Origin of the sequence: Streptomyces sp. NBC_01460 (assembly GCF_036227405.1) — a bacterium.
In the GTDB taxonomy this organism is placed as follows: domain Bacteria; phylum Actinomycetota; class Actinomycetes; order Streptomycetales; family Streptomycetaceae; genus Streptomyces.
This window is the reverse complement of sequence record NZ_CP109473.1, coordinates 96838-119056: the sequence shown is the minus strand read 5'-3', so window position 1 is coordinate 119056 and position 22219 is coordinate 96838. Positions and strand designations below refer to the sequence as shown.

Genomic DNA, 22219 nt, shown 5'->3' with positions numbered 1-22219 from the left:
GCCCGAGTGGCGGATTGCATGAAACCTGGACAGCTCCCGTCCCCCTCGGTGTGGTGTGGCTGTGCTCTTCGGACGGACCTTCGTTCACGCCACTGACAATCCGCAGCCACCAGCACCGTGATCCGGTCATTCCGAACCTCCCCTGCCACCAGCTGCCACCCGCGAATCGGAGATCTCTGACCTGGGGTGATGTTGGGAGAAAGGATTCTTGAACTTTCCAGGCAGGCCCGGAATCCGGCGCCCGCGAGAGTGGCTCGATCTGGTCCGCGGCCGGATGAGCACCCGGAGCGTCACGCCCCTGGGTGGCCGCGACGGCGGCTAGCATCGGCACCTTGGACGCGGCCAGCGCACACCCTGGTGATGTTCTCGCGTTCCGTGCCCGCGCCCGCAGATTGGCCGCTACGTTCGAACGCGGTTTCCCCCGCTGCGCCGTTGAGGAGCTGCGCCGCGCTCAGGGAGACAGAGAAACGCGAATTACCCCAGTCCCACCTGCGATTCGACGGGCGAGGCTGACAGCCACGACCGGCTCGACGAACCACGTGTCCGGCGACAGCTCACCTTCGGCATCAGGTTCGGTGACCTCCACCGTCCCCGCGGCCACCACGCGCAGCCAAGCGGACACCTTGCGGGCCTCATCGGTGAGCAGACACGGGTCGGCGAAGGACCAGGGGGGGTAACCCCACCACGCTCCCTGGCATCAGCAGCACCATCAACAGACGTGCAAGCCGGATTCTGTGGGCAGCCAGGTTCCCGAATGATCAGACAGGTACCACAGCGCCTCAAGCCGTCGAAGGATCACTCGTGTCCCGCACCCCCCGTATGAGCCGTTCCGCGTCCCGTGTTCTGTCCTCCCTCGCCTTGCTGGCTTTGGGGGCCGGTGGCATTACTGCCTGCAGCGACGGTGATTCCGCCTCCAGCCCCACAGCCTCGCCGTCCGCCACCTCGTCCGCCTCCTCGGGATCCGCCAAGGCGGCCGAAGCGAAGCTGCACATGGTCGACACCGGGGGTCACCGTGTGGCCTTCTACGTCACGCAGGGCAACGGCTCTGCCATCGTCCTGGACTCGGGCGGCGGTGAGTACTCCTCGCAGTGGAAGGACATCGTCACCAAGCTTCACGCGGCCACCGGTGCCACCGTCATCACGTATGACCGGGCCGGCCTCGGCGAGAGCGACGTGGTGCCTGGCGCGTGGAAGGCTCGGAGCGCCGTCAGCGACCTCAAGGCGGGACTCAAGCAACTGGGCATCGCCAAGGACGTGACCTTGGTATCTCACTCCCAGGCCGGGGAGATCGCGAACTACCTTGCCCAGGACAACCCGGAGATGCTTTCCGGCGCGGTCCTGGTCGATGCCAATCTCCCGCAGTTCTTCACGGACGGGGAGATTCCTCGTCTCGTGGCTGGGTCGCAGCCGGAAGTGGATGCGGCGAAGAAGGACCCCGAGAAGCCGGAGAACCGCCAGCTGATCTCCACAGCAGAGGGCTTCGCCGCAGCGCACAAGGCATTCCATCAGGTGACGTGGCCGGCTTCGGTGCCGGTAACGGTCATGGTTTCGGAGAAGACTCCGTTCGCCGGGTCTCCTGAGGACGCCCAGCGCTGGCGTGACGCAGCCGCCTCGTTCGCCCAGGAGGCGCCGAACCGGACGCTCGTCACTGCCAGGGGCACTTCCCACGAGGTGCCGACGGACCGTCCCGACCTTGTGCTCAAGGAGATCGAAGCCATGTTCGCCGCACACCACTGATCTCCGGGACGCGATGTCCCCACAGGGCCGCAGTGGTCTGCTCTGCGAGCAGGAGCAAAGTCCCTCGTGAAGCTGTTGCTCATCTTTTGGTGCCGACGGAATCCACGATGCTCAACCTGCGGTCACGCCCGCAGGGTTTCAGGCAGACTTCGTGGTGATCCCGCACACCGGTCACCTGATCCCGCTGGAAGCCCCAGCCCACCTCGTCGAGGCCATCACGGCGTTCACGAACCTCTCCACACAGCAGACAGCGGACAGCGGTCCTGTGAGCCGGTCAAGGGGTGCGTGACTGGATGGTCATCCGAGGGTCGGAGACATCGGTGCCTGTGGGTGCCCGTTCCGTCCTTGGTCCGGATACCACGGACGCCGGGTCTGGTTCCGTGACGTAATCGGCGTCCTTGGGAAGAGTGCGCGCCAGCCTGAGGGGGCGGGCTCGACGTGAGGGATGTGTTCGGAGCAATGCACGTAGGCCTCGTGGAGGGAGATGAGCGTCCTGTGTCAGGGCGTTCGAGCCCGGCGATCCGGGTGCCTCCGACCGCAGCCGCAGCGGTGGACGCCTACCTGGCCGGCCAGGAGACAGACTCGACGAGCCCCTGCTCATGGGTGTGGAACGAGACATCCTGACGTGCCTGTTCGCTGACGCCGCACGGCAGGCGCAGCTGTCGTCCACGCCCATGACCTTCGACGGGCCGCCACGGCTGTCGTGCTGGAGGACGGGACGCCGGCCCGGCACCTGGAGATGTACTGCGGGACCTCGAAGTCGTCCGCCCGCGCCGGTCTGCTGCCCCTCGATGAGGGCTACGACCGGGGGATCGTCTCGGTGCTGAAGTCCACGGTCGGGGACTGACCCTGCCTACGCGGCTTCGGCTACCTCGGTAACTCGTGCGCCGCCGTAGACGGCGGGCGCACCTCCTGCGGCTCACCTTCCGCCGCCCCGGGCCCCTAAAAGAGTCTTTGTCCTGGCGGGGGTGTTTGGTAAGTCGCGCGGTGTCAGCGGGTTGGGGCCCCGCACGGAGGCGTGTGAGGATCCGCCCGTGGAGTGCGATGTGTGTGGACGGGCGATGTGGCGATGGCCGACGCTGCCGACTGTGTGGGAAGAGGAGATCTGGTCCTGTTCCTGGTGCTACGCCGCCACCCATGTGGGTGGCGAGTGGTTCGAGGTCGCGCGGCCGCCGTACTTGCCCATGAGCATGCGTTGGGAGAGGGCCGTCGCGGACGGCCTTCCCGCCGACGTCTCCCACGCTTTCGGCATCTTCGACAGGACGCTGTGCGGAATCCAGCAAGTCGGCATGTCGCCGTCCGATCACTGGTGGCTGCCGGAGCGGGAGAACGTCTGTGGCGCCTGCCGCGAGGTGGCAGGCGTCATCGATGGACGCTGGCCACAGGCGATGAGGGACGAGGACGCGCGGGTCAGCGTGGCCCGGCGGCTATGAGTCCTTCCAATTCGGAGTCGACCTCATGAGCCGCAGACTCACCCGCGAATCGACCCACAACTGGCGCGACAGCTGAACGGCGGCAGCGTCGGGCTCCTGCGAATCACAGCAGGTAGGGCCACAGGCTGACGCTGCTCCGCTCCACACTGATCTCGACCCACGTTCCATCGACAGCAGTCGATGGCGGCGGGTCGGCGAGGTCGAACAGGATGTTGGTTCCAGCTACTTCCAGCATGGCTCCGCCATCGCCCGTCAGGCCCAGCCGCCCCCGAAAGACGATCCGACCGCCTTCCTCCTCATCCACCCCGGGTGAAAATGAACTGGCCGGTCGAGTGTTGCCGCCCCAGGCCACGTCCTCTTCAACGGTCCACTCCGCGTGATGTTCGCGGCCCACTCCCGTCGGTTCGCCGCACCAGAACGCCGCAGCGGCACCCACCTCCGAGCGCACCCGAACCGTCGCGCGCCCGTCGGCGACCTGCCCCACCGCTTCCACTTGGACCAACACCCCGCAATCATCCACGGCAGCACTGCGTTGCCAAACACTCCTGCCAGGACAAAATGCTCTTTAAGGGACCATGTCATTTGGCGAATTTGCGGTAGCAGATGAGGGCGCAGGCGATGCTGGTGAAGGCCAGGAAGTGGTCGCCGCCGGCGGAGCAGGTGGGCACGACAGCGGCGCGCCGGGTTCCGGCCGCGCCGCTGCGAGGTGTGGTCAGCCCTCGGGGGAGTCCCCGGATCAGTGGAGCTTGTTGACGGCGGTCTTCGTCGTGGTGCGGAAGGCGGTCAGCGGGGCGTCCTCGAGGTCGCCCATCTGGCCCCAGCGGACGAGGGTGACGGTGCGGCCGTCGCGGCCGACGGAGAACAGGTGGATGTCGGAGATGCCGATCTGCGGGTCGGCGGTGTCCAGGCTGTAGACCCAGGCGCCCTCCTCGACGGCGAGCTTGCCGTGGGAGGCGCTGACGGCCTGCAGGCCCGGGTTCTGCTGCTCCAGCAGGGAGCCGCAGCCGGCGAGGGCCCCGCGGAGGGTGTCAACCAGCTTCACGGCGTCGGCGTCGGTACGGGCGACGGTGGTGACCTGGACGCCGTTGGTGTCGAGCTCGGTGCTGAACTCGCGGTAGCGGGTGTTCTGCGCCGGGATCTTGTACGGGGCGCAGAGGACGCCGCCGTTCTCCGGGACGCCGGTAAAGACCTGGGTGGCGGTCCACGGCGTCGACGACGGCGGCATCTGGGAGGCGGCGAGGAAGGCGGGCTGGGCAGCGGCCTGCGCCGGGGCTGTGGCGAGGCCCGCGAGGCCCAGTGCGGCAGCGGCTGCGGTGGCGAGTGCGGTGCGGAGCTTGTTCATGGTGGTGGATCCCCCGTCGGGTCGTTCGTTCGGTCAGTGCTCAACCAGCGTGGGGCCGGCGCCCGCCGACTGCAACGATCACGCGCCCACCAGCCGTCCCGGAACCATTCCACCCCCGCTGACGTGCAAGGACGTGAAGGATGGGACGCAGGGTCGAGGGGGATGGAATGCCGAAGGACGCCGCCGTCGAGGAGTTCGCGGGGCTCGTGCGCGCGCTGAAGGCGCGGGACGGGAGGAGTTACGAGGCGCTGGGCCGGCGGCTGAGCGTCAGCGCGTCCACCCTCCACCGCTACTGCTCGGGCGCGACCGTCCCGGAGGAGTTCGCCGTGGTCGACCGCCTAGCCCTGCTGTGCGGGGCGGACGAGGAGGAACGGCGGGCCCTGGAGGCGGCCTGGACGGAGGCGGACCGCGCCCGCAGCCGAGCGGCCTCGCCCGCGCCCACGCCTGTGCCGGCCGTGTCGGCCGCGCCGGAATCGAACCCGGAACCGTCCCCGCCGGAACCGGGCCCCGCCCCGGACCCGACCGCGCCGGACCCGACCGCGCCGGACCCGTCCGCCCCGGACCCGACCGCGCCGGACCCGACCGCGCCGGACCCGTCCGCCCCGGACCCGACCGCGCCGGACCCGTCCGCCCCGGACCCGACCGCGCCGGAGGCGCCCCGCGCCCGCCCCCGTCGTGGCGCCCCCGCTCCTCTCCTCGTCGCCGCCGCCGTCGCCCTTGTCGTGCTCGCCCTCGCCGCCGCCCTGCTCGGCCACCCCACCCGTACGGCTTCCGCCCCCGCTCCCGCTTCCACCGCTCCGGGGCGGACCGCGGCCCCCCTCCCCTTCACCTGGAGCATCGGTTCCCAGCTCTGGGACGGCGGCTGCGGGCACACCTACCTCGTGGACCGGGCCCCCCGCGCGGTCGCCCCGCCGCCGGTCGCGGCCGACTCCGGAGCGTGGGCCGGGACGCACGGTGCCGTGCACGGCGGGGAGGCGCTGGTGCGGATCACGGTCCAGGGCCGGTCGCCGTCCGACGCCGTCGTCCTCCATGCCCTGCACGTGCGCGTGGTCGACCGCTCCGCGCCGCTGCCGTGGAACGCGTACCGGATGGACAACGGCTGTGGCGGCGCCGTCACCCCGCGCCACTTCGCCGTGGACCTCGACCGGCCGCGCCCACTCGCGAGGCCCGTCGACGGCCTTGACGCCTCCGGCGCAAAGGTCCGGAAGATCCCGGCCGTCTCCTTCCCCTACAAGGTCACCTCCTCCGACCCCGAGGAGCTGCTGGTCTCCGCGCGGACGGCGGGCTGCGACTGCCGTTGGTACCTGGAGCTGGAGTGGAGCGCCGGGGGCCGTACGGGGACGGTGCGGATCACGGACGGCGGGAAGCCGTTCCGCACGAGCGGGACCAGGGGGAGGCCGGCGTACGTGCACGACTCCGCCGAAGGGCGCTGGATCACAGACTCGGACTCTGGATGGACCGGGTGACCGATGAGTAACTTCGAGCGGGAAGGCCGTTGCCAAGGGCACCGACCTGGAGAACTACGCAAGCACCGACGCGCTGTCGGGTTCCGTTCGGATCTGGCCCACAGGAAGGAACAGCGCACCGTGATCCGGGGCGAGCTCGGACACGACGCGAAGGTGACCTCGCTCGACGCGGTCGCGAAGCTGCCGACCGCGACGATCGAGGACTGCGTCGACCTGTCGAAGTGGCAGACCATCGACACCCGCACTTGAGGCCCTGTCGTCAAAAGACACTGCAGAGACGGCGCCCCTTGCTGCCCCGGCCCGCGCCGGGGTAGCGGTAGGCATTTCTCCGGCCAGGTCCCGGGGAGGCTCGTACGGAGCGACCCGTAGCGACAGGCGCAGCGCGCTCAGGCGGTTGTTGCAAGAGTCCGCTCCAGGGCGTCGATCGCGGCGAGGGCCAGGACGTGCCGGTGCCCCGAAGACGGTCGGGTGGGTCAGGCCAGGAGGCTGAGGGATTCCTCCCACAGGCGCTCGGCGTTGGCGGGGTCGAGGGCATAGGGGGCGATGCCGCTGGACCAGCCGTTGCCGTCGGGGACGGGGACGGCTTCGTTGCAGTCTTCGAAGTAGCGTCCGCCGATGCCTTCGAGCTGTGGGGAAGTGGCCAGGAGGACAGAGGTGGCTGCGCCCTGCTGTGGGGTCTTGCGGCGCTCGGGCGGGGTCTTCAGGCCGCCGGTGTGACGCTGGAGATTGGTGGCGATGGCGCCCGGCATCAGCGCGTTGGCAGTGATGCCGTCGGAGGCCCAGCGGCGGGTGGCTTCGACCGCGAAGAGCACGGTGGCGGTCTTGGACTGCCCGTAGGCCACCAGCGGATCGTAGGGCTGGTAGTGGAAGTTGATGTCGTCGAAGACGACCGGGGAGATCAGATGTCCGCTGGAGCTGACGACCACGATGCGGGCATCGTCGGCGGCGGCCAGAGCGTGGTGCAGCCCGATGGCCAGGGCGAAGTGGCCGAGGTGGTTGGTGGCGAACTGCAATTCCCAGCCCTCGGGGGTGCGCTCCAGTTCCGGTGTGGCCATGATCCCTGCGTTGTTGACCAGGAGGTGGAGCGGGCCTTCCCAGGCCTGGGCGAACGCCTGCACGGAGGTCCGTTCGGACACGTCGAGCCGGGCGACGTGGATGTCCTTGTTGCCGGTGGTTTCGGTGATGTCCGCCGCCACGTCCTGTCCGGCGGCGATGTTACGGACGGCGAGTGTCACCTGGGCACCGGCAGACGCCAGGACGCGCGCGGTCTCGGTCCCGATGCCGGAGGCGGCGCCGGTGACGATCGCGCGTCGGCCGGACAGGTCGATGCCGTGGGCCACCTCTGCGGCGGTGGAGGAGAAGCCGAAGGGGGTCGTGATGCGGTTCATGATCGTTTTTTCCTTGGGTCGTCGGGGCGGATGCGCTCAGGCGGGGCGGACAGGAGCAGTCGCCGGGGCGACCGCATCGACGAGTCCGCCGGTGCCGGCTCTTCGCCGCGCGGTTCCTCTGGCATGGGTTCACCGCCTGCCATCGTCGCGCCGCGCGGCCACCGCAGCCAGTGCCCCATAGGCCCTAGGAGTGCCAGGACCAGGAAACCGGGCCTCCCGTGGGCTCCCCGGTTCGGCGCGGGCCGTCTCGTACGCTGGAGATCATGAGCTCCAACCATCTCGGCGATTACCTCCGAGCTCGCCGAGACCTCGTCACGCCCGAGGACGTCGGCCTGCCCGGCGGGGGCCGCCGCCGCGTACCCGGCCTGCGCCGCGAGGAGCTCGCTCTGCTCGCCGGCATCAGTACCGACTACTACCTGCGCCTGGAGCAAGGACGCGACCGCAACCCCTCGCCGCCGGTCCTCGACGCTCTGGCCCGGGTCCTTCGCCTCGACTCCGACGCCACGCGTCACCTGCACGCGCTTGCCGCTCCCGCCCCGCGCCACCAGCCGCAGTCCTCCAGTGACCAGGACAAGCTCGTCCCGCCCGGAATCCAGCAACTGATCATGACGTCATGGGCCCGGACACCCGCACTCGTGCTGAACCGGTACATGGACGTCCTGGCGGCCAACCGCCTGGCCGTTGCTCTCTCGCCCGCCGGCCAGGTGGGCACCAACGCCATCCGAGCCGCGTTCCTCGACCCGCGCCTACGCGACCTTTACGTCAACTGGGACGAGATGGCCCAGCGCGCGGTCGCCGGCCTGCGAGCCCTCATCGGGCCGCACGGCGGAGATCCACGCGTCGTGGACCTGGCGAACGGCCTCTCCGTCAAAAGCGAGTCCTTCCGCCGCCTGTGGGCCCGCCACGATGTCAGCTCCCGGGGCACGGGCCTGTCCGAGATGAACCACCCGATGGTCGGGCGGCTCGAACTGCGTCACGAGCGACTCCTGCTCATCGGCACCGACGGCCAGCTCTTGGTCGTCCACCACGCCGACCCGGGCACACCCTCTGCGCGGAAGCTGTCGCGGCTCGCCGACATGGCCGGCGTGACGTGACAATGCCCGTCGGTTTCTCCGGCCGCGTCCGCCCTCGCCTGCGCTGCGCGAAGCATCGTCTGGCCGTCGAGGTGGAGCCGAAGCCGAAGAACGGCAGCGCTGCTGCTCGGCTGTGGCCAGTGCGGCGATGCCCCCGACTGGCTCGGCGGGCAAGGTCAGGCGTAGCCCGTCGGGGATGTCCTGGCATACGGCGCCGTCGAGGAGTTGGTGCCACTGGGCGGTGCGCTCGCCGAGCCCGTTGCCGGTCAGTCAGCGAGCAGGCGACCGGTGCGGTGCGCCAGGACTCGGTGCTCTCTGCGGCTTGGCGGCCGGGCGAGAGCGCGACGCCCACCGCGCAGGAGGCGGCGGTGGGAGCGGGCGGGGTGAGGAAGCTGCATTTGGGGTCGCACGGACTGGTGCGGTCGGGCAGCGCGTCCAGGTGTTCACGGGCGGTGTGGAGCCGAGGCGGTGAACGCCGTCAGCTCGGCGGCCCATTGTTTGGCTTCGTCCAGGCGGACGCGTCGACCACCCCGCGCGAGTTGCCGTAAGCGCACCGTAACCCCCACCATGGAGTTCTCGTCCGGAGGCTGCCCATCCGGCTCATCCGGTCTCTTGCCGGGGACGAAAGGCGTGTCGCTCATGGCCAGGTACTTCGAAAACTGCGCGGGCGAACTGGCCTCCGACGCATTGTCCGGCTTCGCGCGTGCCCACGCGGATCTCGTGGGGTACGACGCTGCCGACGGATTCGTCACAGCCCTGCACGCCGCACCGGCCCGGCTGGTGGGCCTGCTCTCAGGTGGAGGGGCGGGGCACGAGCCCCTGCACGCCGGGTACGTCGGCGCGGGAATGCTCGACGCCGCCTGCCCGGGGAGGATCTTCGCCTCTCCGCACAACCGGCAGATCTTCCGGGCGTCCCTCGCTGTGGCGAGGCCGGAAGGCGTGCTGCACGTGGTCAAGAACTACACGGGGGACCGGATCAATTTCGGCATCGCCGCCGAGCGGCTCGCCGATGCCGGGATCGCCTGCGGGCGCGTCCTGGTCGACGACGACCTGGCTTCCGACTCCGAGGAAATAGCCGCCGGACGCCGTGGTACGGGTGCCACCCTGCTGGTGGAGAAGGTCCTGGGCGGTGCTGCGGACAGCGGAATGGGACTCGGAGGGCTGGTCGATCTCGGCACCGGCGTGGCGGGTCGGTGCCGGACTCTCGCGGTGGCTTCCGCCGCTCACCACGCACCGGCCGACGGCGCGCCTGCGTTCGCTCTGCCACCCGGTGAACTCGAGTACGGCGTGGGAATCCACGGGGAGCGCGCCGACCGGACCAGGAGATGGCAGCCGCTGGGTGCGCTGGTGGAGGACATGGTCGGCGCTCTGCTGGACGCGCTGCGCCCTGGCCCCGAAGAGTCGGTGGTCGCCCTGGTCAACGGCCTGGGGGCGGTCACGTCACTTGAGCTGTACGGCATATTCGGTGAACTCATCCGGGTGCTCGAGGCACGGCGGGTGCGGCTGGCCCGGCACCTCGTCGGCAACTACGTCACCGCTCTCGACATGCGGGGCTTCTCACTGAGCCTCATGGTCGCCGACCGGGTCGTGCTGGACTTCTACGATGCGCCGGTCCGCACCCCAGCGCTGTCTTGGTGAGGCCCGTAGATGCGGGATCCCGCAGTGTCACCGCAGGAGCAGGAGCAGGAGCAGGAGCAGGAGCAGGAGCAGGAGCAGGAGGGCGAGACCATGACGCACGCCGCTTTCGACGGCAGACAGACCCTTTCCTGGATGCGTTGCTTCACCCAATCCGTGTATGCCACCGAAGCCGAGCTGACCGCACTCGACCAGCGTGCGGGAGACGGTGACTTCGGCGCGAACCTCGCTGCCGGGGTCCGGTCTGCCGGTCTACGGTTGGACCGCATGGCAGGGCCGACTGATCCCGCCGAGACCTTGGGCGCCATGGCAGATGCCTTCCTCGACGAGATCGGGGGGACCAGCGGTCCTCTGTTCGGCCTGCTGTTCCAGGCTTTGAGCAGGGCCGCCGCCGGCACCGGACCCGACCTGACCACGGCCTCGCTCGCCGAAGGCACCGCCCGGGGCTTGGCCGCCATCCGCCGTGTGGGGGATGCCTCACCAGGCGACAAGACACTGGTCGACGCGCTTGCTCCGGCTGCTGCCGCGTTGCTGGCGGCGAATGGCACGCCTCCCGCGGAGGCCCTGGCCGCAGCGGCGGAGGGCGCCTGGCAGGGGGTGCGGGACACGGCGTCCCTGAAGGCACGCATGGGCCGGGCGAGCTACCTGGGTCAAAGGGCGACGGGCATTCCGGACCCCGGGGCGGTCGGCGTTGCCCTGCTCTTCGCCTCCGCCGGCGGAACCGTGGACGCGCTGGCGCACCATGTGACCATCGGCTGACCGTCTTCGCAGCCAGGCCCGGCGTCTGCGGCTGAGCCGAGCCGCTCTACGCGCCGATCCGGCGCTTGGCCCATGACAACAGTTCGTCCTCGGCGAGACTCTTGACCCACAGATCGGCCTGCTCCGCCTCCAGACCCGACGGGATCGCTCCGATCCCGATGATGCGGAGACCTGCCCGCCGTGCGGACTGCATGCCGGTGAGCGAATCCTCCACGGCCAGGGTCTGCTCGACCGGTACTCCGCACAGACGTGCCGCCTCCCTGTAGACATCGGGCTCCGGCTTCGGCCGTAGCACCTCGCCGGCGACCACGACGTGGTCAAAGCAGCGCAGGAGTCCCGCCCGCCCGAGGCATGACTCCACCATTGTCCGGGGACAGTTGCTCGCCACGGCGAGAGGGACGCGGCCGACGGCCAGCCGGACCAGTGCGGCGGCTCCGGGCATGGTGACCGGGTCCTGGTCGACCAGCGCGGTGAAGGTACTGAGGAGCGTGTCCGTGAAGTCGTCCACGAGGTCCGGTTTCCCGGCCTCCTCGGCCATGAGGGCCCCGCACTCGGTGAAGTGCACGCCCTTGGCCCGGTCGGCAAAGCCGGCCGGCGGTTTGACGCCAAACACCCGGAAGGTGACGTTGCGGGCCTCCTGCCAGTGTCGCTCTGTGTCCATCAGGGTCCCGTCGCAGTCGAAGACGATGGCGGACGGGGACCAGGAAAGGATGGGGCGAACTGTCATGTGACTGCCGTTCTCAGAGGCTGCGCCGACCGACGGCACGGGCGCAGACGGGTGCCTGGATGGGTCATCCATTCGGAGAAATGAAGCGGGAGTGTGCGTGGCCGCACCACTCATGCGCCAGGTGACGTTTCCTTGCGCGTCAGAGAGACGCGATCGTCCCTTTTGGTCGAGTTCGAAACATCGTAGGCGTTACGTTAATTTGGCCCCTCCGGACTCCGCAATCACCATTTCGGGTGACGGGAATTCCCTTGAGGGGGAGGGCCGCCTCCTCCGCGCACGGTGCGGGCTGCTCCGCAGAAAGCAGGCAAATGGCCTGATGGGCAAGGGTCTCCAGGGTCGACGCCGTACCGATCGGGGAAAGTTCAGACACCGCAGGAAACGATTCTGCACAGCGGGCAGCGAATTCACGAAATTCAGCCCCAAGTGCGCGCGGTCAAAGAATAATAGGATCTTCCGTGCGCTGTGGTCGGCCCCCCATGTGGAGGTGCTAACCCCTCATCGCAACTTTTGGAACATGTGAACGAAAGTGGAACTGAAGTGCAGGACAGGGCCCGCGCCACCCGTAAAGAGCTGCTGGAATCGGCAGCACATCTATTTATCGAACGAGGATATGCGGGAACGAGTGTCAATGACATAAGTGATCACTCCGGAAAAACGAGTGGAGCGATCTATTTCCATTACTCCAGCAAGGAGAAGCTGGCACTTGCGGTGATCCATGAGCAGTTCGCTACCTGGCCACAACTCGCGGCCCCCTACTCCGCGCCCGACATCCCTCCGCTGGAGAAGTTGGTCGTACTCAGCTTCGGTGTCGCACGGTCCCTCAGCGAGGACGTCGTGGCGCGCGCGGGCGCGCGCCTGTGGGCGGAACGCCGCACCATGAAGTCCCCCGTTTCCGCACCGTTCGGCGGCTGGGTCCTGGCCGTCACCCGGCTTCTCGCCCAGGCCCGGACACGAGGCGACTTGGCGGACGAGGTCACACCGTCGACCGCGGCCGTGACGCTCGTGTACTCCTTCTTCGGCCTTTGCACGCTGAGCGAGGAGATGCCGGGCAGTCGGAACTGGGCGGAGCGGCTGGACCAGTGGTGGCTGCTCATGCTCAAGTCCCTCCAGGCGGACCCAGAGCCGGCCCTTCTGCTCGCGCGTGCCCGGGGGCGGATTCCTGCGCTGCCGCAGGGCCTGGCTGCGCGCCGCGGCTGACGAGGTCGGGCGCTCGTCAGCCACGGCGCCGACGTTTTCGGCGTAGGCGCGGAGTGGATGGCACCGAGGGTGGCGCGGAAGCCAGCCGCGGCAGGCGCCCGGAGCCGGAGCCGGAGCCGGAGCGGGTGCGGGCCGCGCTCGGCTGACGGGGCGGCCCCGTCCGAGCACGGACCCGCGAGGTCGTGTCCGTCCGCGCTCCCCGCCCCCGCCGAGGTGCGCGACGCTCCGGCCGTCACATTCCGCAGTGCGCTCACCGCCCGCTCCGTCGGCAGCGCGTCTTCACATCGACACCCTGCTCCCGCATGCAGCCGAGCTGGTATGTCGCGCTCGAAGCGCTCGACAGCCCGACCGCCCGTCCGAGTTCTCGCACACTCGGCGCCACCCCGTACGGGGGGTGGCGGCCGCCGTACCTGCGCGACCAGGTGCGCTGAAGCTGGATCAGGTCATCGGGGAGGAGAGGACGTGCCATACCCCAAGAAGATCAGGTGCTCGAATCAATGCGCACATCGACGCCCGGGATCAGCCGCTTCCGTTGGCGTTGTTCCATGTCGCATGACTCTGAGTTCATCGACGGCAGTCAGCGGTCGCCCTGCTTGGTTTCGCGATAGCTCATCAGAGGTCCTTTCGTGCGGACCGCCATCGTGCCAACGCCTTTCGGGCGACGACGATGTCGGGATGATCGGCTCCGAGCACCCGCTGGCGGTCGGCCGTCACTTGCTCGAGCAGGGTGATGGCTTCGCGGGTCCGTCCCGCCTCACGGTAGGAGGAGGCGAGGTTGGCGCGCGCGGCAAGGGTATCGGGGTGCTCGGCTCCGAGAACCGCTCCATGACGGCCGCCACCTGTTCCCCCCGCTTGATGGCGTCCCCGGTCCGCCCCGCCTCCCGGTACGAGACCGCGAGATTGCCGCGGATGATGAGGGTGTCGGGGTGATTGCCGCCCAGCAAACGTTCGCTGCGGTTGGCCATGCTCTGCCAGTACGCGATGGCCAGGTGGGCCAGTCCCGCGCTGCGGAGACTGGTTCCCGCTCGGAAGAGGACGGGGTGACCCTCGGGATGCCAGAGGCGTTCCCCTGTGTGGTCTGCGAGTACGTCGGTGTTGGCACGAAGAACGGCTGCGTCACCGAAGCAGTGCTGATCTGAGTTGGGCCAGCTCTGGAGCAGACCGTCGGCAGCCGCGGTGGCGAGCGCCGAGAGATCGGCGTCGGGGGTTGCTTCGCGGGTGGCGCGGGTGGCGCGGGCGATGAGGGCGTGGATGGTCACGGTGCGGGGTTCGGCGCTGGTGTCGCAGGTGCGGAGGGCATAGCGGTGGAGGAGCCGCAGGACGGCGTGGGCTTGTTCGGCCGTTACCGGTGACGGCTGCGTCGTGGTGTCGCCCGACGCGGTGTGGGTGGTGAGATGTTCGAGGAGAGCGGGGGCATTCCACAGGGCGTGGGGGTAGCCGGCGGGGTCGAGCAGGGGCGGTGGAGAGAGAGTCCAACTCTCTCTTCACGCAACGACATTGGACTCCCTCGCCGCGACTGCGCAGGGGCTCATGGCAAGCCCGGCGTGGATACCTTCGGCTACGGTGTCAGCACGACCCTGCCGAAGACCTCGCCCGCGTACATCTTCTGGTGCGCCAGCACGGCTGCGTCCAGTGGCAGCACCTCGTGCACCACTGTTTCGATCTCGCCGCGGCTAGCTGCGGCGAACTGCTCGCTCCGCACGGCACGCCGGTCGGCTTCGGTGACGGTGGCTGCGCTGAAAGCGGCGAAGGACATCGACTTCCGGAACGCCGCCATGATCTTCGTGCCGAAGTCCGCCGGTGGCTGGCCTGCGACAGCGCCCACAGCCACCATGCGGCCGTTCGGGTTGAGCCGGTCGAAGAACGACGGCATGTCCTTGCCGGCCACCACGTCGATGATGGCGTCATAGCCTGCGGGGGCTGGTTCCCCTCCCTCGCCGGAGCGGTCCAGCACGTGGGTGGCGCCGAGACGTCGCAGCCGCTCACCGCGCTCGGCCGATGAGGTGGTAACCGCCACCGCGGCGGCGCCGCCGCGAGCGGCGAGTTGCACTGCCATGATCCCGATGCTGCCGGCCGCGCCACGGACCAGGGCCGTCTCCCCGGGAGCGAAGTGGGCGTGGCGGAGCCCGAAGTGGGCCACCACGCCGGAACTGCCGAGTGTCACCGCATCGACTGCGGACAGGTTCACGGGCAGGGGAACGATCTCCTCGACCGGCGCGAGGGCCTGTTCGACGTATCCTCCGCCGGTTCCGGTGAAGCCCCACACCCGCCCGCCGATCCACGAGGCGTCGACGCCGTCACCGACCGCGGTCACGGTGCCCGCCACCTCGCTGCCCGGGATGTGGCCCTCCTTGAAGCCGTAAGCAGCCAGGGCCCCGCTTCGGATCACGGCGTCGACTCCACCGACGCCCACGGCCTCGGTGGCGATCACCACCTGTCCGGCAGCAGGTGCGGGAGCCGGAAGGTCGACAACAGCCAGACCTTCAGGACCTCCGTACTTCTGGATCGCGATTGCCTTCAATGTCGTCTCCCATGTTCTCGGACCGATCAAATGCCGTCGTGCTCAGCACCCGCCGCCGATCGCCGCCGACTGCGGGAGGGGGTCCACGGCGCGACAGGGGTTCGGTACCGGTGCATTCTCATCCTCATGGCCAACAAGGGGATCCACACCAGATCGACCGACACCCAGGTCATGGCTTCCCGACGCTTCGCAGGGTTGGTGATCCAGGCGTTCGAAGCCTGCCCTCAGCACGCACCACTACCACCTGCGGCACGACTGGTATCCGCAGCACCGGACAGCGCCTGACCGTGGGCGAGCGGTCTCCACGCTCGACGCACGAACCACTGAACCCCTTGGAACAGATCACCTGGTAATCCAGCCGGACTTCGGTGTATGTCCTGGTCAACGGCTTGAGCGGGGGGATATTAGCTGGATGGTGTCGGGTGCGGGCGGGTTCGCCCGGCCAGTCCCGCGAAGGAGTGACCGCGCCGTGTGTAGTGACAGCGGCGGGACGGTGCTTGGTGTCGGCAGTAGGACCTCATGAGCACGGACGACACGACACCCGACGGCCTCATCCCCGCCCCCATCCTCGCCACGGACACGCCAGTCGCGGTATATGGATACGCCCGGGCCAAGGTGGGCGAGGAGGCCGGATGCTGGGCGAGATCCAGGCGATCATCGGCCTCACCCGCAAGGAGGTTGGATGAGAGCAGTACGTGGTGCACACCACACCGGGCCAGCCGAGCGCCTTCGCCTTCTACGAGCGCTGGTCCTCCGGCGCCCACCTGCTAGCGCACGTTTCGCAGCCGTTCATGCAGACGTACTTCGCCGCCATCGCGGGCCTGGTCGAGGGGGAATTGGAGGCCCACTGGCTGCACCCCCTCTCCTGACCCACGGCACACGGCTGGCCTCGCGCCACGCGGGGCCGGCCGCATCCGGATCGCCGTCCGCGATGGCGCGGCATGCGGGCAGAGGTATGGGCTGCCGGCCGGTCCACGCCTGGCCGCGCAGGAGTGGGCGTCCGGATCTTCTGCGGTGCGGGACGATCAGTCCGGTTCCCAGGTAGGCACCGTCTGCGATGACCGTTGTCCCGGCCGCGATGGCGGGCAGGTCCGATTCTCGCCAGGCGTGGGCGTCGGCCTTGTTCCCGGGGACGGGGCGGGCCGAGGCGATCACCAGGCGGCTGTCCGCGTCGATGATGACCTGCACGTTCGCCGAGAACCGGTAGTTGCGGGAGGATGCGGCGACCGTGCGGTCGCGGACCGGGACCAGGGTTCCGTCCACGATCCACAACCGTTCGACGTCCGCGACGGGCCGCGGCGCCGGCTCCAGCGCGAGAAGCGGCCGCAGGCGATGAATCACCCGGCAGACGGTGGCCGGCGAACAGCGGGTCGAGCTGCCGCATCGTGAGGTTGGTCCGGTAGTGGACGGCCACCAGCAGGACCCGGTCCGCCAGCGGCAGGCACCACGGGCGGCCCCCGCCAGGCCCGTTTCCGTACTGCCTTCACCAACTTCTCGAACCGGTCCATAAGCAAGCCGGTGAACGTCTCCACCCACAACGGCTCAGCCCGCAACACCCCACCCATACAAGAGGAATGCCTATCCCAGGCGTTCCGCAACAACCTTCAGGCGCGGTCCGGGTCCATGGCGCCGCGGACGGCGGCCAGAATGGCCTCGGTGTCGGCGCCCAGGGCGCGAGCGGACGAAGTGAAGTCACGAGCGAGAGTGGCAAGTTGGACAGTGTGCGGGCGAGTCGGGCCGGTGGGCGGGGCCGCCACCCGGGTGCCCGCGCCCCGACGGGTGCGGATGAGCTCGCCGGCCTCCAGCTCACGGTAGGCGCGGGCGACGGTGCCCGGTGCCAGCCCGAGGTCCGTGGCCAGCTGGCGCACGGTCGGCAGCCGGTCGCCCTCGGCCAGCCGCCTGCTGACGATCAGTGCGGCGAGCTGCGCGCGGATCTGCTCGTACGGCGGGACCTGGCTGGTGGTGTCGACGCGGACGGCGGCCTCACTCATCGTCGTCGGACCCCTCTGCCGCCGCTTCGTCGGCGACGGCCCGCGGTGCCACCACGGTGACCAGGGACCAAGCGGCGGTGAACAGGTTCAGCAGGGCCAGCGGGTAGAACACCCAGAAGGTGAGCATGCCCAGCGCGCCGGAGCAGCCAGTCTCCGTCAGTGCGAGGGAGACCATCAGCACGGCGTACAGCTGCTGGCTGGACACCAACAGGCCCCATGCGCCGGTGACCGCCCACGCGCGGTCGCGGCGCTGCTGCTCCGCACCCGGGCCGTGGGCGATGCGGCGCAGGGCCCAGACGCAGGTGGGAGTGGCTATGGCGAGCGCGCCGAACATCGGGAGGGTGTAGTACAGGCCGGGCCAGGGGCCGGTGGTCGCCCGCATCCCGTTGCAGGTGAGGGTGAGGGCCTTTCCCATGCTGAAGACGCGGTCGGAGTCGAGGGAGGCCGTGGCGGCCGTGATCACCAGCAGGACGACGAGGGAGAGCCCCTGGAGTGCGATCAGGGGACCCATGTGCGGCGGCACATGGTCTCTGACCAGACGTGGTGCGAGACTCGCGGTGCGTACCGCCTGCTGGGGACGCAGGGTCAGGGCGTCGGCGAGCAGGACGCCCGCCACCGCGCACAGGCCGAAGGCCGTGAGGCAGAACACGACGCGCTGCTCGAACTCGACGCCCCCCAGCGTGGACAGCGCCTGCGCGACCACGAGGCCGGTGGCCAGACCGGACCAGCGGGCGTAGTGGTCGGCGTGGTCGAGCAACCGGTACTGGGGCGGGGCGGTGTCGAGCATGCGGAGATCCCCCGGATCATCTTGTATCAAGCAGTGAGTACAAGATGCCGTGACCGGGGATCTTGTGTCAAACAGTTGATACAAGTCGGTGCGAGGAGAAGACGGGTTCCGGAGCGGGGCGGTTCCCGTGACGCGCGGACTGGGAGGCGGTCGGTTCGACGGGGAGGCGGTCCGCGGTTGGTACGGCGACTGGTATTGGCATGGTCCGGCCGGTCAGCGGCGAGCTTCTGGAGTAGCTCGGGGCCGTGGCCATGGACAGGCTCGGCTCTGCCGGTCGTTGCGGTCCACGTACGGATCTTGAGGTCACGAGTAACCCATGGCAGGCGCATGCCGCATGATCGATGAATTCGCACGCCGAGGCCGACGACGAACTCGTCGCCGTAATACGGGTCGTGCTCCACGGTGGTGGCGTGGTGAGGGTTACCGCCGTCGGCCGGTGCGGACTCCCGGCCGGCAGCAGGCCGACTCCTCTGCCCTCGGCCTCGTGGCCGGACGGGCAGAGTCGCCTATTTCGCAATCCCCGCGTCTTCTTGCAAGTTGCCCGCACTCTGTTGCGTCATTGTGTCCCTGACAATACGCTCCGTGTCACTGCCTTGCCTCGTAGGCATGGATGCTCCGGTCGACCGGCAGCGAGTTCGTCCTAGTCGGAGGAAATCAGATGGGTGTTACACGTCGTACGATCCTGCAAGCGGCCACCGCGGCAGGGGCCTTCGGTGCCGTGGGGCTGGGGCAGACCGCGCTGGCCGGCCCCGCTGTCGCGGCGAGCCCGCCCGGCGATGTGGTCGGCAAGGTGACCGTGGGGTACCAGGGATGGTTCGCCTGTGCCGGGGACAGCGCTCCGATCAACGGCTGGTGGCACTGGTCCCAGAACTGGGGCCAGTTACCGTCCACGAGCAACAAGGCCATCGTTGCCTGGCCCGATGTGCGGGACTATCCGACCACCTACCGCACCGCCTTCGGTAATCTCGGCAACGGGCAGCCGGCCTCGCTGTTCTCCTCCTACGACCGGTCGACGGTCGACCTGCACTTCCGCTGGATGAAGGAGTACGGCATCGACACCGCCGCCCTCCAGCGCTTCAACCCCACCGGAGGCGAAGGCCCGACTCGCGACGCCATGGCCGGCAAAGTGCGCAGCGCTGCCGAGTCCCAGGGCGTGAAGTTCTACATCATGTATGACGTGTCGGACTGGACGACCATGCAGAGCGACATCAAGGCCGACTGGACTGCCAAGATGCGTTCCCACACGGACTCGCCCGCCTACGCGAAGCAGAACGGCAAGCCGGTGGTCTGTATCTGGGGCTTCGGCTTCAACGATGCCCAGCGCCCCTTCACCCCGGATCAATGCCTGGATGTCGTCAACTGGTTCAAAGCGCAGGGATGCTACGTGATCGGTGGTGTCCCTACCTGGTGGCGGACGGGGGACCGGGACTCCCGTCCGGGGTTCTCCGGCGTCTACCACGCCTTCGACATGCTCTCGCCCTGGTTGGTCGGCCGTATCGGCAACGCGTCGGAAGCCGACCACTTCTACAGCGTTGCGACTGTGCCCGACGTTGCCGAGTGCGCCGCACATGGCCTTGACTACCAGCCGTGCGTGCTGCCCGGCGGGGTCACCGAACGCCAGCGCGCTCATGGTGACTTCATGTGGCGGCAGTTCTACAACATGGGCCGGGCCGGGGTGCCGAGCGCCTACATCTCCATGTTCGACGAGTACAACGAGGGCAACCAGATCGCCAAGACCGCCGAGTCCCAGGCCTGGGTACCGGCCGGTTCAGGCTTCCTCGCACTCGATGAGGACGGAACTGCCTGCTCCTCCGACTACTACCTGCGCCTGACGGGCGACGGCGGCCGGATGCTGAAGGGCCGGACCCCCCTCACCCCCGTGCGGCCCACCCCGCCGGTTCTCGGTGGCGACGCCGTACCGCCGACCGCTCCGGGGAACTTCAGGGTGAATGCGGTAACCGATACCACCGTGGCGCTCGCCTGGACCGCCTCCACCGACAACGTGGGGGTGACGGGCTACCGCATCCGCCGGATCACTGACGGCACCGCCACCCCGATCGGCACCGCCCCAGCGAACGTCACCGCGTTCACGGTCTCCGGGCTCACCGCCTCGACTTCGTACACCTTCGACATCCAGGCCCTTGATGCGGCCGGCACCGTGTCTCAGCCGTCAGCCCGGGTCATAGTGACTACCAACGGCTCCGCCCGTATCAACCTGGCGCTCTACCGGCCGACGAGGGCAAGCAGTTCCACCCAGTCCTACGGCCCGGGTAACGCGGTCGACGGCAGCCCGCACACGTACTGGGAGAGTGCGAACAACGCCTTCCCGCAGTGGCTCGATGTCGACCTGGGAGCCGCCACCGGCGCCCGTGACATCGTTCTGACCCTCCCCCCTGTCGCCGCCTGGGCCACTCGCACCCAGACCGTCACCGTCCAGGGCAGCACCAACGGCACGTCCTATACCTCCCTGCTCGGCGCCTCCCCGTACATCTTCGACCCCTCCACCGGGAACACCGCCACCCTGACCCTGCCCACCGGCACGATCACCCGCTACCTGCGCCTGATCTTCACCGGCAACACCGGCTGGCCGGCCGGCCAGCTCTCGGAGCTGCGGGTGTACGGCGTGTGATCGAACCTTGAGCAGAAGCATGATCGGCCACGGTTGCGTCGCCCCCAGCGGCAGATGACCACCGCCCTGGCTGGTGCCGAGCAGATACACGCCCCGACCAGCTCATGCAGTGGCCGGGCGCGTGCCTACCCGTTTCCGTTCCCCGCTGTTGCACGTGGCCAGGGCGGAGCAGACGGCGAACCACAGCTGGTCCGGGTCGGGGCCGCAACTCCTCACGCGCGGCAGGGCAGAATGCACGTGGGGCTCTTCCCAGCGGGCGGGCAGACCCCAACAGCGCACTGATGGCGTCGACGGTGGCCAGGGCCTTGGGCATGATCTCGTCGAATCCTGACGGGTGGAGGTTGCTGCTGACTGCGAGCGTGCGACGTTCGTACGCGGCATCCTCCAGGCGGTAGAAGACCTCAGCGGCATCAGGGGAAACGGGCAGAAGCCCGATGCCGTTGATCTATGCGGATATCCGCATAGATCGATGAATTCGGCTGCATGGAACTCGACCGGTTGTGCCGAGCTCCTCTTCCGGGTTCTGACCGAGCGGGAGGAAAAGAACAGCGTGGCTATCGCCTCGAACGAGCCCCTCTCCGGCTGGACAAAGACGTTCACCGACCCCCGTCTTCGCGCGGCCATCGTCGACCGCCTCACCTTCGGCGGCAACATCATCGAGACCGGCACCGACTCCTACAGCCGCGCCACCACCCGCGCCCGCGCCGAACAGCAGACTGCCGCCGGATGACCTTCTCAGACGAGCGAGCCCGAGCGCCTGGCGCCGAGCTGCTGGCAGAAGGCCGGAACGTGATCTACCGGGAGTCGTTCAGCCAATCGCCCGGCAGCAGGTCACGTATTTCGTCGAGGGCTTTTTCGGTGCGGCCACGGGCCAGGAGAGCCATGCCGTCGTCGTCACGCAGGAGCACGTCATGGCCGAGGAACCAGCGGATGCTTTGCTCTTCCTCGCCCATCGGATATGCCGGAAAGGGCAGCCGAGAGCAGTTCTGTTCCAGCACCTCGACGCCGTAATCGTCGAAGTCGCACAGGAAGTCGCAGAGCCCGACACCGGCCTGGACGCATTCCGACAGCACGATCTCAATGAAGCACAGGGACACCCGCTCCAACCAGCTCTCCCAGCGTTCGGCAGCCTTGTCAGCCAAGTCGGCCCTGATGAGGACGGCGGGGTCTTCGTCCACCAGCGTGTCGAGGAGGATCCCCCAGGAAGCGGCCCCCTGGTTCTCATGCCGGAAGACCAGTGCATCTCTGGCCTCGTCCACATACAGCTCGGACGGGCTGAGCAGCACGTCGTGGTTGCTGGTCAGGTCCCGACGGCGGCCGAACAACAGATACGCCTCTCGGAGCGCCAGCGGCAGTCGGACGCCGAGCCTCTCCTCCGCCGCCGCGAGATCAGCTTCACCCCAGCCGTCGTCATCACCGAGCGCCTGCGACCAGTTCGCAACGAACCCGCGGATGAACTCCCAGGCACCCCTGCGGCCTTCAACACCCGCAGCGAGCGACCGCACCATATCGAACTCATGTGTCATGCCAGGAC

The 22219-nt window shown here is 68.8% G+C and carries 22 protein-coding genes and 6 pseudogenes; 14 read left to right on the top strand and 14 right to left on the bottom strand.

Annotated features, from left to right (window positions below; all coding sequences use genetic code 11):
• Window positions 1–457 precede the first annotated feature (457 nt).
• Window positions 458–667: pseudogene (locus tag OG488_RS39175) on the bottom strand (WapI family immunity protein); the annotation flags it as partial.
• A 134-nt stretch (window positions 668–801) separates the two neighbouring features.
• On the opposite strand from OG488_RS39175, the gene OG488_RS00565 reads away from it, so the two are divergent.
• From OG488_RS00565 to OG488_RS00555, 4 genes and pseudogenes are all read left to right on the top strand, one after another.
• Complete coding sequence (locus OG488_RS00565; protein WP_329224828.1) at window positions 802–1737, top strand: alpha/beta fold hydrolase; 936 nt, start codon at window positions 802–804, stop codon at window positions 1735–1737.
• 139 nt (window positions 1738–1876) lie between these two features.
• A pseudogene (locus OG488_RS39170) lies at window positions 1877–2026 on the top strand (alpha/beta fold hydrolase); the annotation flags it as partial.
• Between the two features lie 414 nt (window positions 2027–2440).
• Complete coding sequence (locus OG488_RS00560) at window positions 2441–2584, top strand: hypothetical protein (protein ID WP_329224826.1); 144 nt, start codon at window positions 2441–2443, stop codon at window positions 2582–2584.
• Window positions 2585–2825: 241 nt separating this feature from the next.
• Complete coding sequence (locus OG488_RS00555; RefSeq protein ID WP_329224824.1) at window positions 2826–3170, top strand: hypothetical protein; 345 nt, start codon at window positions 2826–2828, stop codon at window positions 3168–3170.
• Window positions 3171–3273: 103 nt separating this feature from the next.
• Here OG488_RS00555 and OG488_RS00550 read toward each other — a convergent pair whose 3' ends face one another.
• Together OG488_RS00550 and OG488_RS00545 are read right to left on the bottom strand one after the other, a co-directional pair.
• On the bottom strand, window positions 3274–3675 hold the full coding sequence (locus tag OG488_RS00550) for a hypothetical protein (protein WP_329224822.1): 402 nt from the start codon (window positions 3673–3675) through the stop codon (window positions 3274–3276).
• A gap of 231 nt (window positions 3676–3906) precedes the next feature.
• Window positions 3907–4512, bottom strand: coding sequence for a hypothetical protein (locus OG488_RS00545; protein WP_329224820.1), 606 nt, complete (start codon window positions 4510–4512; stop codon window positions 3907–3909).
• A 167-nt stretch (window positions 4513–4679) separates the two neighbouring features.
• Here OG488_RS00545 and OG488_RS00540 point away from each other — a divergent pair, with 167 nt between their 5' ends.
• Together OG488_RS00540 and OG488_RS00535 are read left to right on the top strand one after the other, a co-directional pair.
• Window positions 4680–5978, top strand: a complete 1299-nt coding sequence (locus OG488_RS00540) for a helix-turn-helix domain-containing protein (protein ID WP_329224818.1) — start codon at window positions 4680–4682, stop codon at window positions 5976–5978.
• Window positions 5979–6098: 120 nt separating this feature from the next.
• Window positions 6099–6227 (top strand): hypothetical protein, encoded by a 129-nt coding sequence (locus OG488_RS00535; protein ID WP_329224816.1) that lies wholly within the window; start codon window positions 6099–6101, stop codon window positions 6225–6227.
• Window positions 6228–6451: 224 nt separating this feature from the next.
• Here OG488_RS00535 and OG488_RS00530 read toward each other — a convergent pair whose 3' ends face one another.
• On the bottom strand, window positions 6452–7366 hold the full coding sequence (locus OG488_RS00530) for an SDR family NAD(P)-dependent oxidoreductase (protein WP_329224814.1): 915 nt from the start codon (window positions 7364–7366) through the stop codon (window positions 6452–6454).
• 263 nt (window positions 7367–7629) lie between these two features.
• On the opposite strand from OG488_RS00530, the gene OG488_RS00525 reads away from it, so the two are divergent.
• From OG488_RS00525 to dhaL, 3 genes are all read left to right on the top strand, one after another.
• On the top strand, window positions 7630–8460 hold the full coding sequence (locus OG488_RS00525) for a helix-turn-helix domain-containing protein (RefSeq protein WP_329224812.1): 831 nt from the start codon (window positions 7630–7632) through the stop codon (window positions 8458–8460).
• A 618-nt stretch (window positions 8461–9078) separates the two neighbouring features.
• The gene (locus tag OG488_RS00520; protein ID WP_329224810.1) at window positions 9079–10077 is read left to right on the top strand and encodes a dihydroxyacetone kinase subunit DhaK; all 999 of its coding nucleotides are present in this window, start codon (window positions 9079–9081) and stop codon (window positions 10075–10077) included.
• A 90-nt stretch (window positions 10078–10167) separates the two neighbouring features.
• Window positions 10168–10833 carry a dihydroxyacetone kinase subunit DhaL gene (gene dhaL / locus OG488_RS00515; protein WP_329238315.1) on the top strand — a complete coding sequence of 222 codons (666 nt, stop codon included), beginning with the start codon at window positions 10168–10170 and terminating at the stop codon, window positions 10831–10833.
• A 46-nt stretch (window positions 10834–10879) separates the two neighbouring features.
• Here dhaL and OG488_RS00510 read toward each other — a convergent pair whose 3' ends face one another.
• On the bottom strand, window positions 10880–11560 hold the full coding sequence (locus OG488_RS00510) for an HAD family hydrolase (RefSeq protein WP_329224808.1): 681 nt from the start codon (window positions 11558–11560) through the stop codon (window positions 10880–10882).
• A 537-nt stretch (window positions 11561–12097) separates the two neighbouring features.
• Between OG488_RS00510 and OG488_RS00505 the strand changes: the two genes are divergently transcribed.
• Window positions 12098–12757, top strand: a complete 660-nt coding sequence (locus OG488_RS00505; RefSeq protein ID WP_329224806.1) for a ScbR family autoregulator-binding transcription factor — start codon at window positions 12098–12100, stop codon at window positions 12755–12757.
• Between the two features lie 250 nt (window positions 12758–13007).
• Here OG488_RS00505 and OG488_RS39165 read toward each other — a convergent pair whose 3' ends face one another.
• On the bottom strand, window positions 13008–13100 hold the full coding sequence (locus OG488_RS39165) for a hypothetical protein (protein ID WP_443074271.1): 93 nt from the start codon (window positions 13098–13100) through the stop codon (window positions 13008–13010).
• Between OG488_RS39165 and OG488_RS00500 the strand changes: the two genes are divergently transcribed.
• Window positions 13060–13188 (top strand): hypothetical protein, encoded by a 129-nt coding sequence (locus OG488_RS00500; protein WP_329224804.1) that lies wholly within the window; start codon window positions 13060–13062, stop codon window positions 13186–13188. The genes OG488_RS39165 and OG488_RS00500 overlap by 41 nt on opposite strands.
• A 181-nt stretch (window positions 13189–13369) precedes the next feature.
• Here the strand turns inward: OG488_RS00500 and OG488_RS00495 are convergent, their stop codons facing one another.
• The 3 genes and pseudogenes from OG488_RS00495 to OG488_RS00485 all read right to left on the bottom strand — a co-directional run bounded on the left by OG488_RS00495 (window position 13370) and on the right by OG488_RS00485 (window position 15278).
• Window positions 13370–13732 (bottom strand): tetratricopeptide repeat protein, encoded by a 363-nt coding sequence (locus tag OG488_RS00495; RefSeq protein WP_329238312.1) that lies wholly within the window; start codon window positions 13730–13732, stop codon window positions 13370–13372.
• 8 nt (window positions 13733–13740) lie between these two features.
• A pseudogene (locus OG488_RS00490) lies at window positions 13741–14016 on the bottom strand (tetratricopeptide repeat protein); the annotation flags it as partial.
• Window positions 14017–14315: 299 nt separating this feature from the next.
• Entirely contained in the window at window positions 14316–15278 is a 963-nt protein-coding gene (locus OG488_RS00485) for a zinc-binding dehydrogenase (RefSeq protein WP_329224802.1), read from the bottom strand.
• 695 nt (window positions 15279–15973) lie between these two features.
• Between OG488_RS00485 and OG488_RS00480 the strand changes: the two genes are divergently transcribed.
• On the top strand, window positions 15974–16147 hold the full coding sequence (locus tag OG488_RS00480; protein WP_329224800.1) for a putative quinol monooxygenase: 174 nt from the start codon (window positions 15974–15976) through the stop codon (window positions 16145–16147).
• 109 nt (window positions 16148–16256) lie between these two features.
• Here OG488_RS00480 and OG488_RS00475 read toward each other — a convergent pair.
• From OG488_RS00475 to OG488_RS00465, 3 genes and pseudogenes are all read right to left on the bottom strand, one after another.
• Window positions 16257–16843, bottom strand: a pseudogene (locus OG488_RS00475) (transposase); the annotation flags it as partial.
• A 39-nt stretch (window positions 16844–16882) separates the two neighbouring features.
• Window positions 16883–17269 carry a GntR family transcriptional regulator gene (locus tag OG488_RS00470; protein WP_329224798.1) on the bottom strand — a complete coding sequence of 129 codons (387 nt, stop codon included), beginning with the start codon at window positions 17267–17269 and terminating at the stop codon, window positions 16883–16885.
• Entirely contained in the window at window positions 17262–18056 is a 795-nt protein-coding gene (locus OG488_RS00465; RefSeq protein ID WP_329224796.1) for a hypothetical protein, read from the bottom strand. Before OG488_RS00465 ends, OG488_RS00470 begins: the two co-directional genes overlap by 8 nt.
• A 658-nt stretch (window positions 18057–18714) precedes the next feature.
• Between OG488_RS00465 and OG488_RS00460 the strand changes: the two genes are divergently transcribed.
• Window positions 18715–20685 (top strand): discoidin domain-containing protein, encoded by a 1971-nt coding sequence (locus OG488_RS00460; RefSeq protein WP_329224794.1) that lies wholly within the window; start codon window positions 18715–18717, stop codon window positions 20683–20685.
• A gap of 292 nt (window positions 20686–20977) precedes the next feature.
• Here the strand turns inward: OG488_RS00460 and OG488_RS39160 are convergent.
• Window positions 20978–21130: pseudogene (locus OG488_RS39160) on the bottom strand (ATP-binding protein); the annotation flags it as partial.
• 20 nt (window positions 21131–21150) lie between these two features.
• Here OG488_RS39160 and OG488_RS00455 point away from each other — a divergent pair.
• Window positions 21151–21415, top strand: a pseudogene (locus tag OG488_RS00455) (ATP-binding protein); the annotation flags it as partial.
• 64 nt (window positions 21416–21479) lie between these two features.
• Here the strand turns inward: OG488_RS00455 and OG488_RS00450 are convergent.
• Window positions 21480–22211: an SMI1/KNR4 family protein gene (locus OG488_RS00450; protein ID WP_329224792.1), complete on the bottom strand. Its 732-nt coding sequence runs from the start codon at window positions 22209–22211 to the stop codon at window positions 21480–21482.
• Window positions 22212–22219 lie beyond the last annotated feature (8 nt).

What these genes read in the sequence shown, in the direction of transcription:
- OG488_RS00545 (WP_329224820.1), bottom strand. Translation starts at nt 4,512, where the DNA reads ATGAACAAGCTCCGCACCGCACTCGCCACCGCAGCCGCTGCCGCACTG.
- OG488_RS00540 (WP_329224818.1), top strand. Translation starts at nt 4,680, where the DNA reads ATGCCGAAGGACGCCGCCGTCGAGGAGTTCGCGGGGCTCGTGCGCGCG.
- OG488_RS00530 (WP_329224814.1), bottom strand. Translation starts at nt 7,366, where the DNA reads ATGAACCGCATCACGACCCCCTTCGGCTTCTCCTCCACCGCCGCAGAG.
- OG488_RS00525 (WP_329224812.1), top strand. Translation starts at nt 7,630, where the DNA reads ATGAGCTCCAACCATCTCGGCGATTACCTCCGAGCTCGCCGAGACCTC.
- OG488_RS00520 (WP_329224810.1), top strand. Translation starts at nt 9,079, where the DNA reads ATGGCCAGGTACTTCGAAAACTGCGCGGGCGAACTGGCCTCCGACGCA.
- dhaL (WP_329238315.1), top strand. Translation starts at nt 10,168, where the DNA reads ATGACGCACGCCGCTTTCGACGGCAGACAGACCCTTTCCTGGATGCGT.
- OG488_RS00510 (WP_329224808.1), bottom strand. Translation starts at nt 11,560, where the DNA reads ATGACAGTTCGCCCCATCCTTTCCTGGTCCCCGTCCGCCATCGTCTTC.
- OG488_RS00500 (WP_329224804.1), top strand. Translation starts at nt 13,060, where the DNA reads ATGCAGCCGAGCTGGTATGTCGCGCTCGAAGCGCTCGACAGCCCGACC.
- OG488_RS00470 (WP_329224798.1), bottom strand. Translation starts at nt 17,269, where the DNA reads ATGAGTGAGGCCGCCGTCCGCGTCGACACCACCAGCCAGGTCCCGCCG.
- OG488_RS00465 (WP_329224796.1), bottom strand. Translation starts at nt 18,056, where the DNA reads ATGCTCGACACCGCCCCGCCCCAGTACCGGTTGCTCGACCACGCCGAC.
- OG488_RS00460 (WP_329224794.1), top strand. Translation starts at nt 18,715, where the DNA reads ATGGGTGTTACACGTCGTACGATCCTGCAAGCGGCCACCGCGGCAGGG.
- OG488_RS00450 (WP_329224792.1), bottom strand. Translation starts at nt 22,211, where the DNA reads ATGACACATGAGTTCGATATGGTGCGGTCGCTCGCTGCGGGTGTTGAA.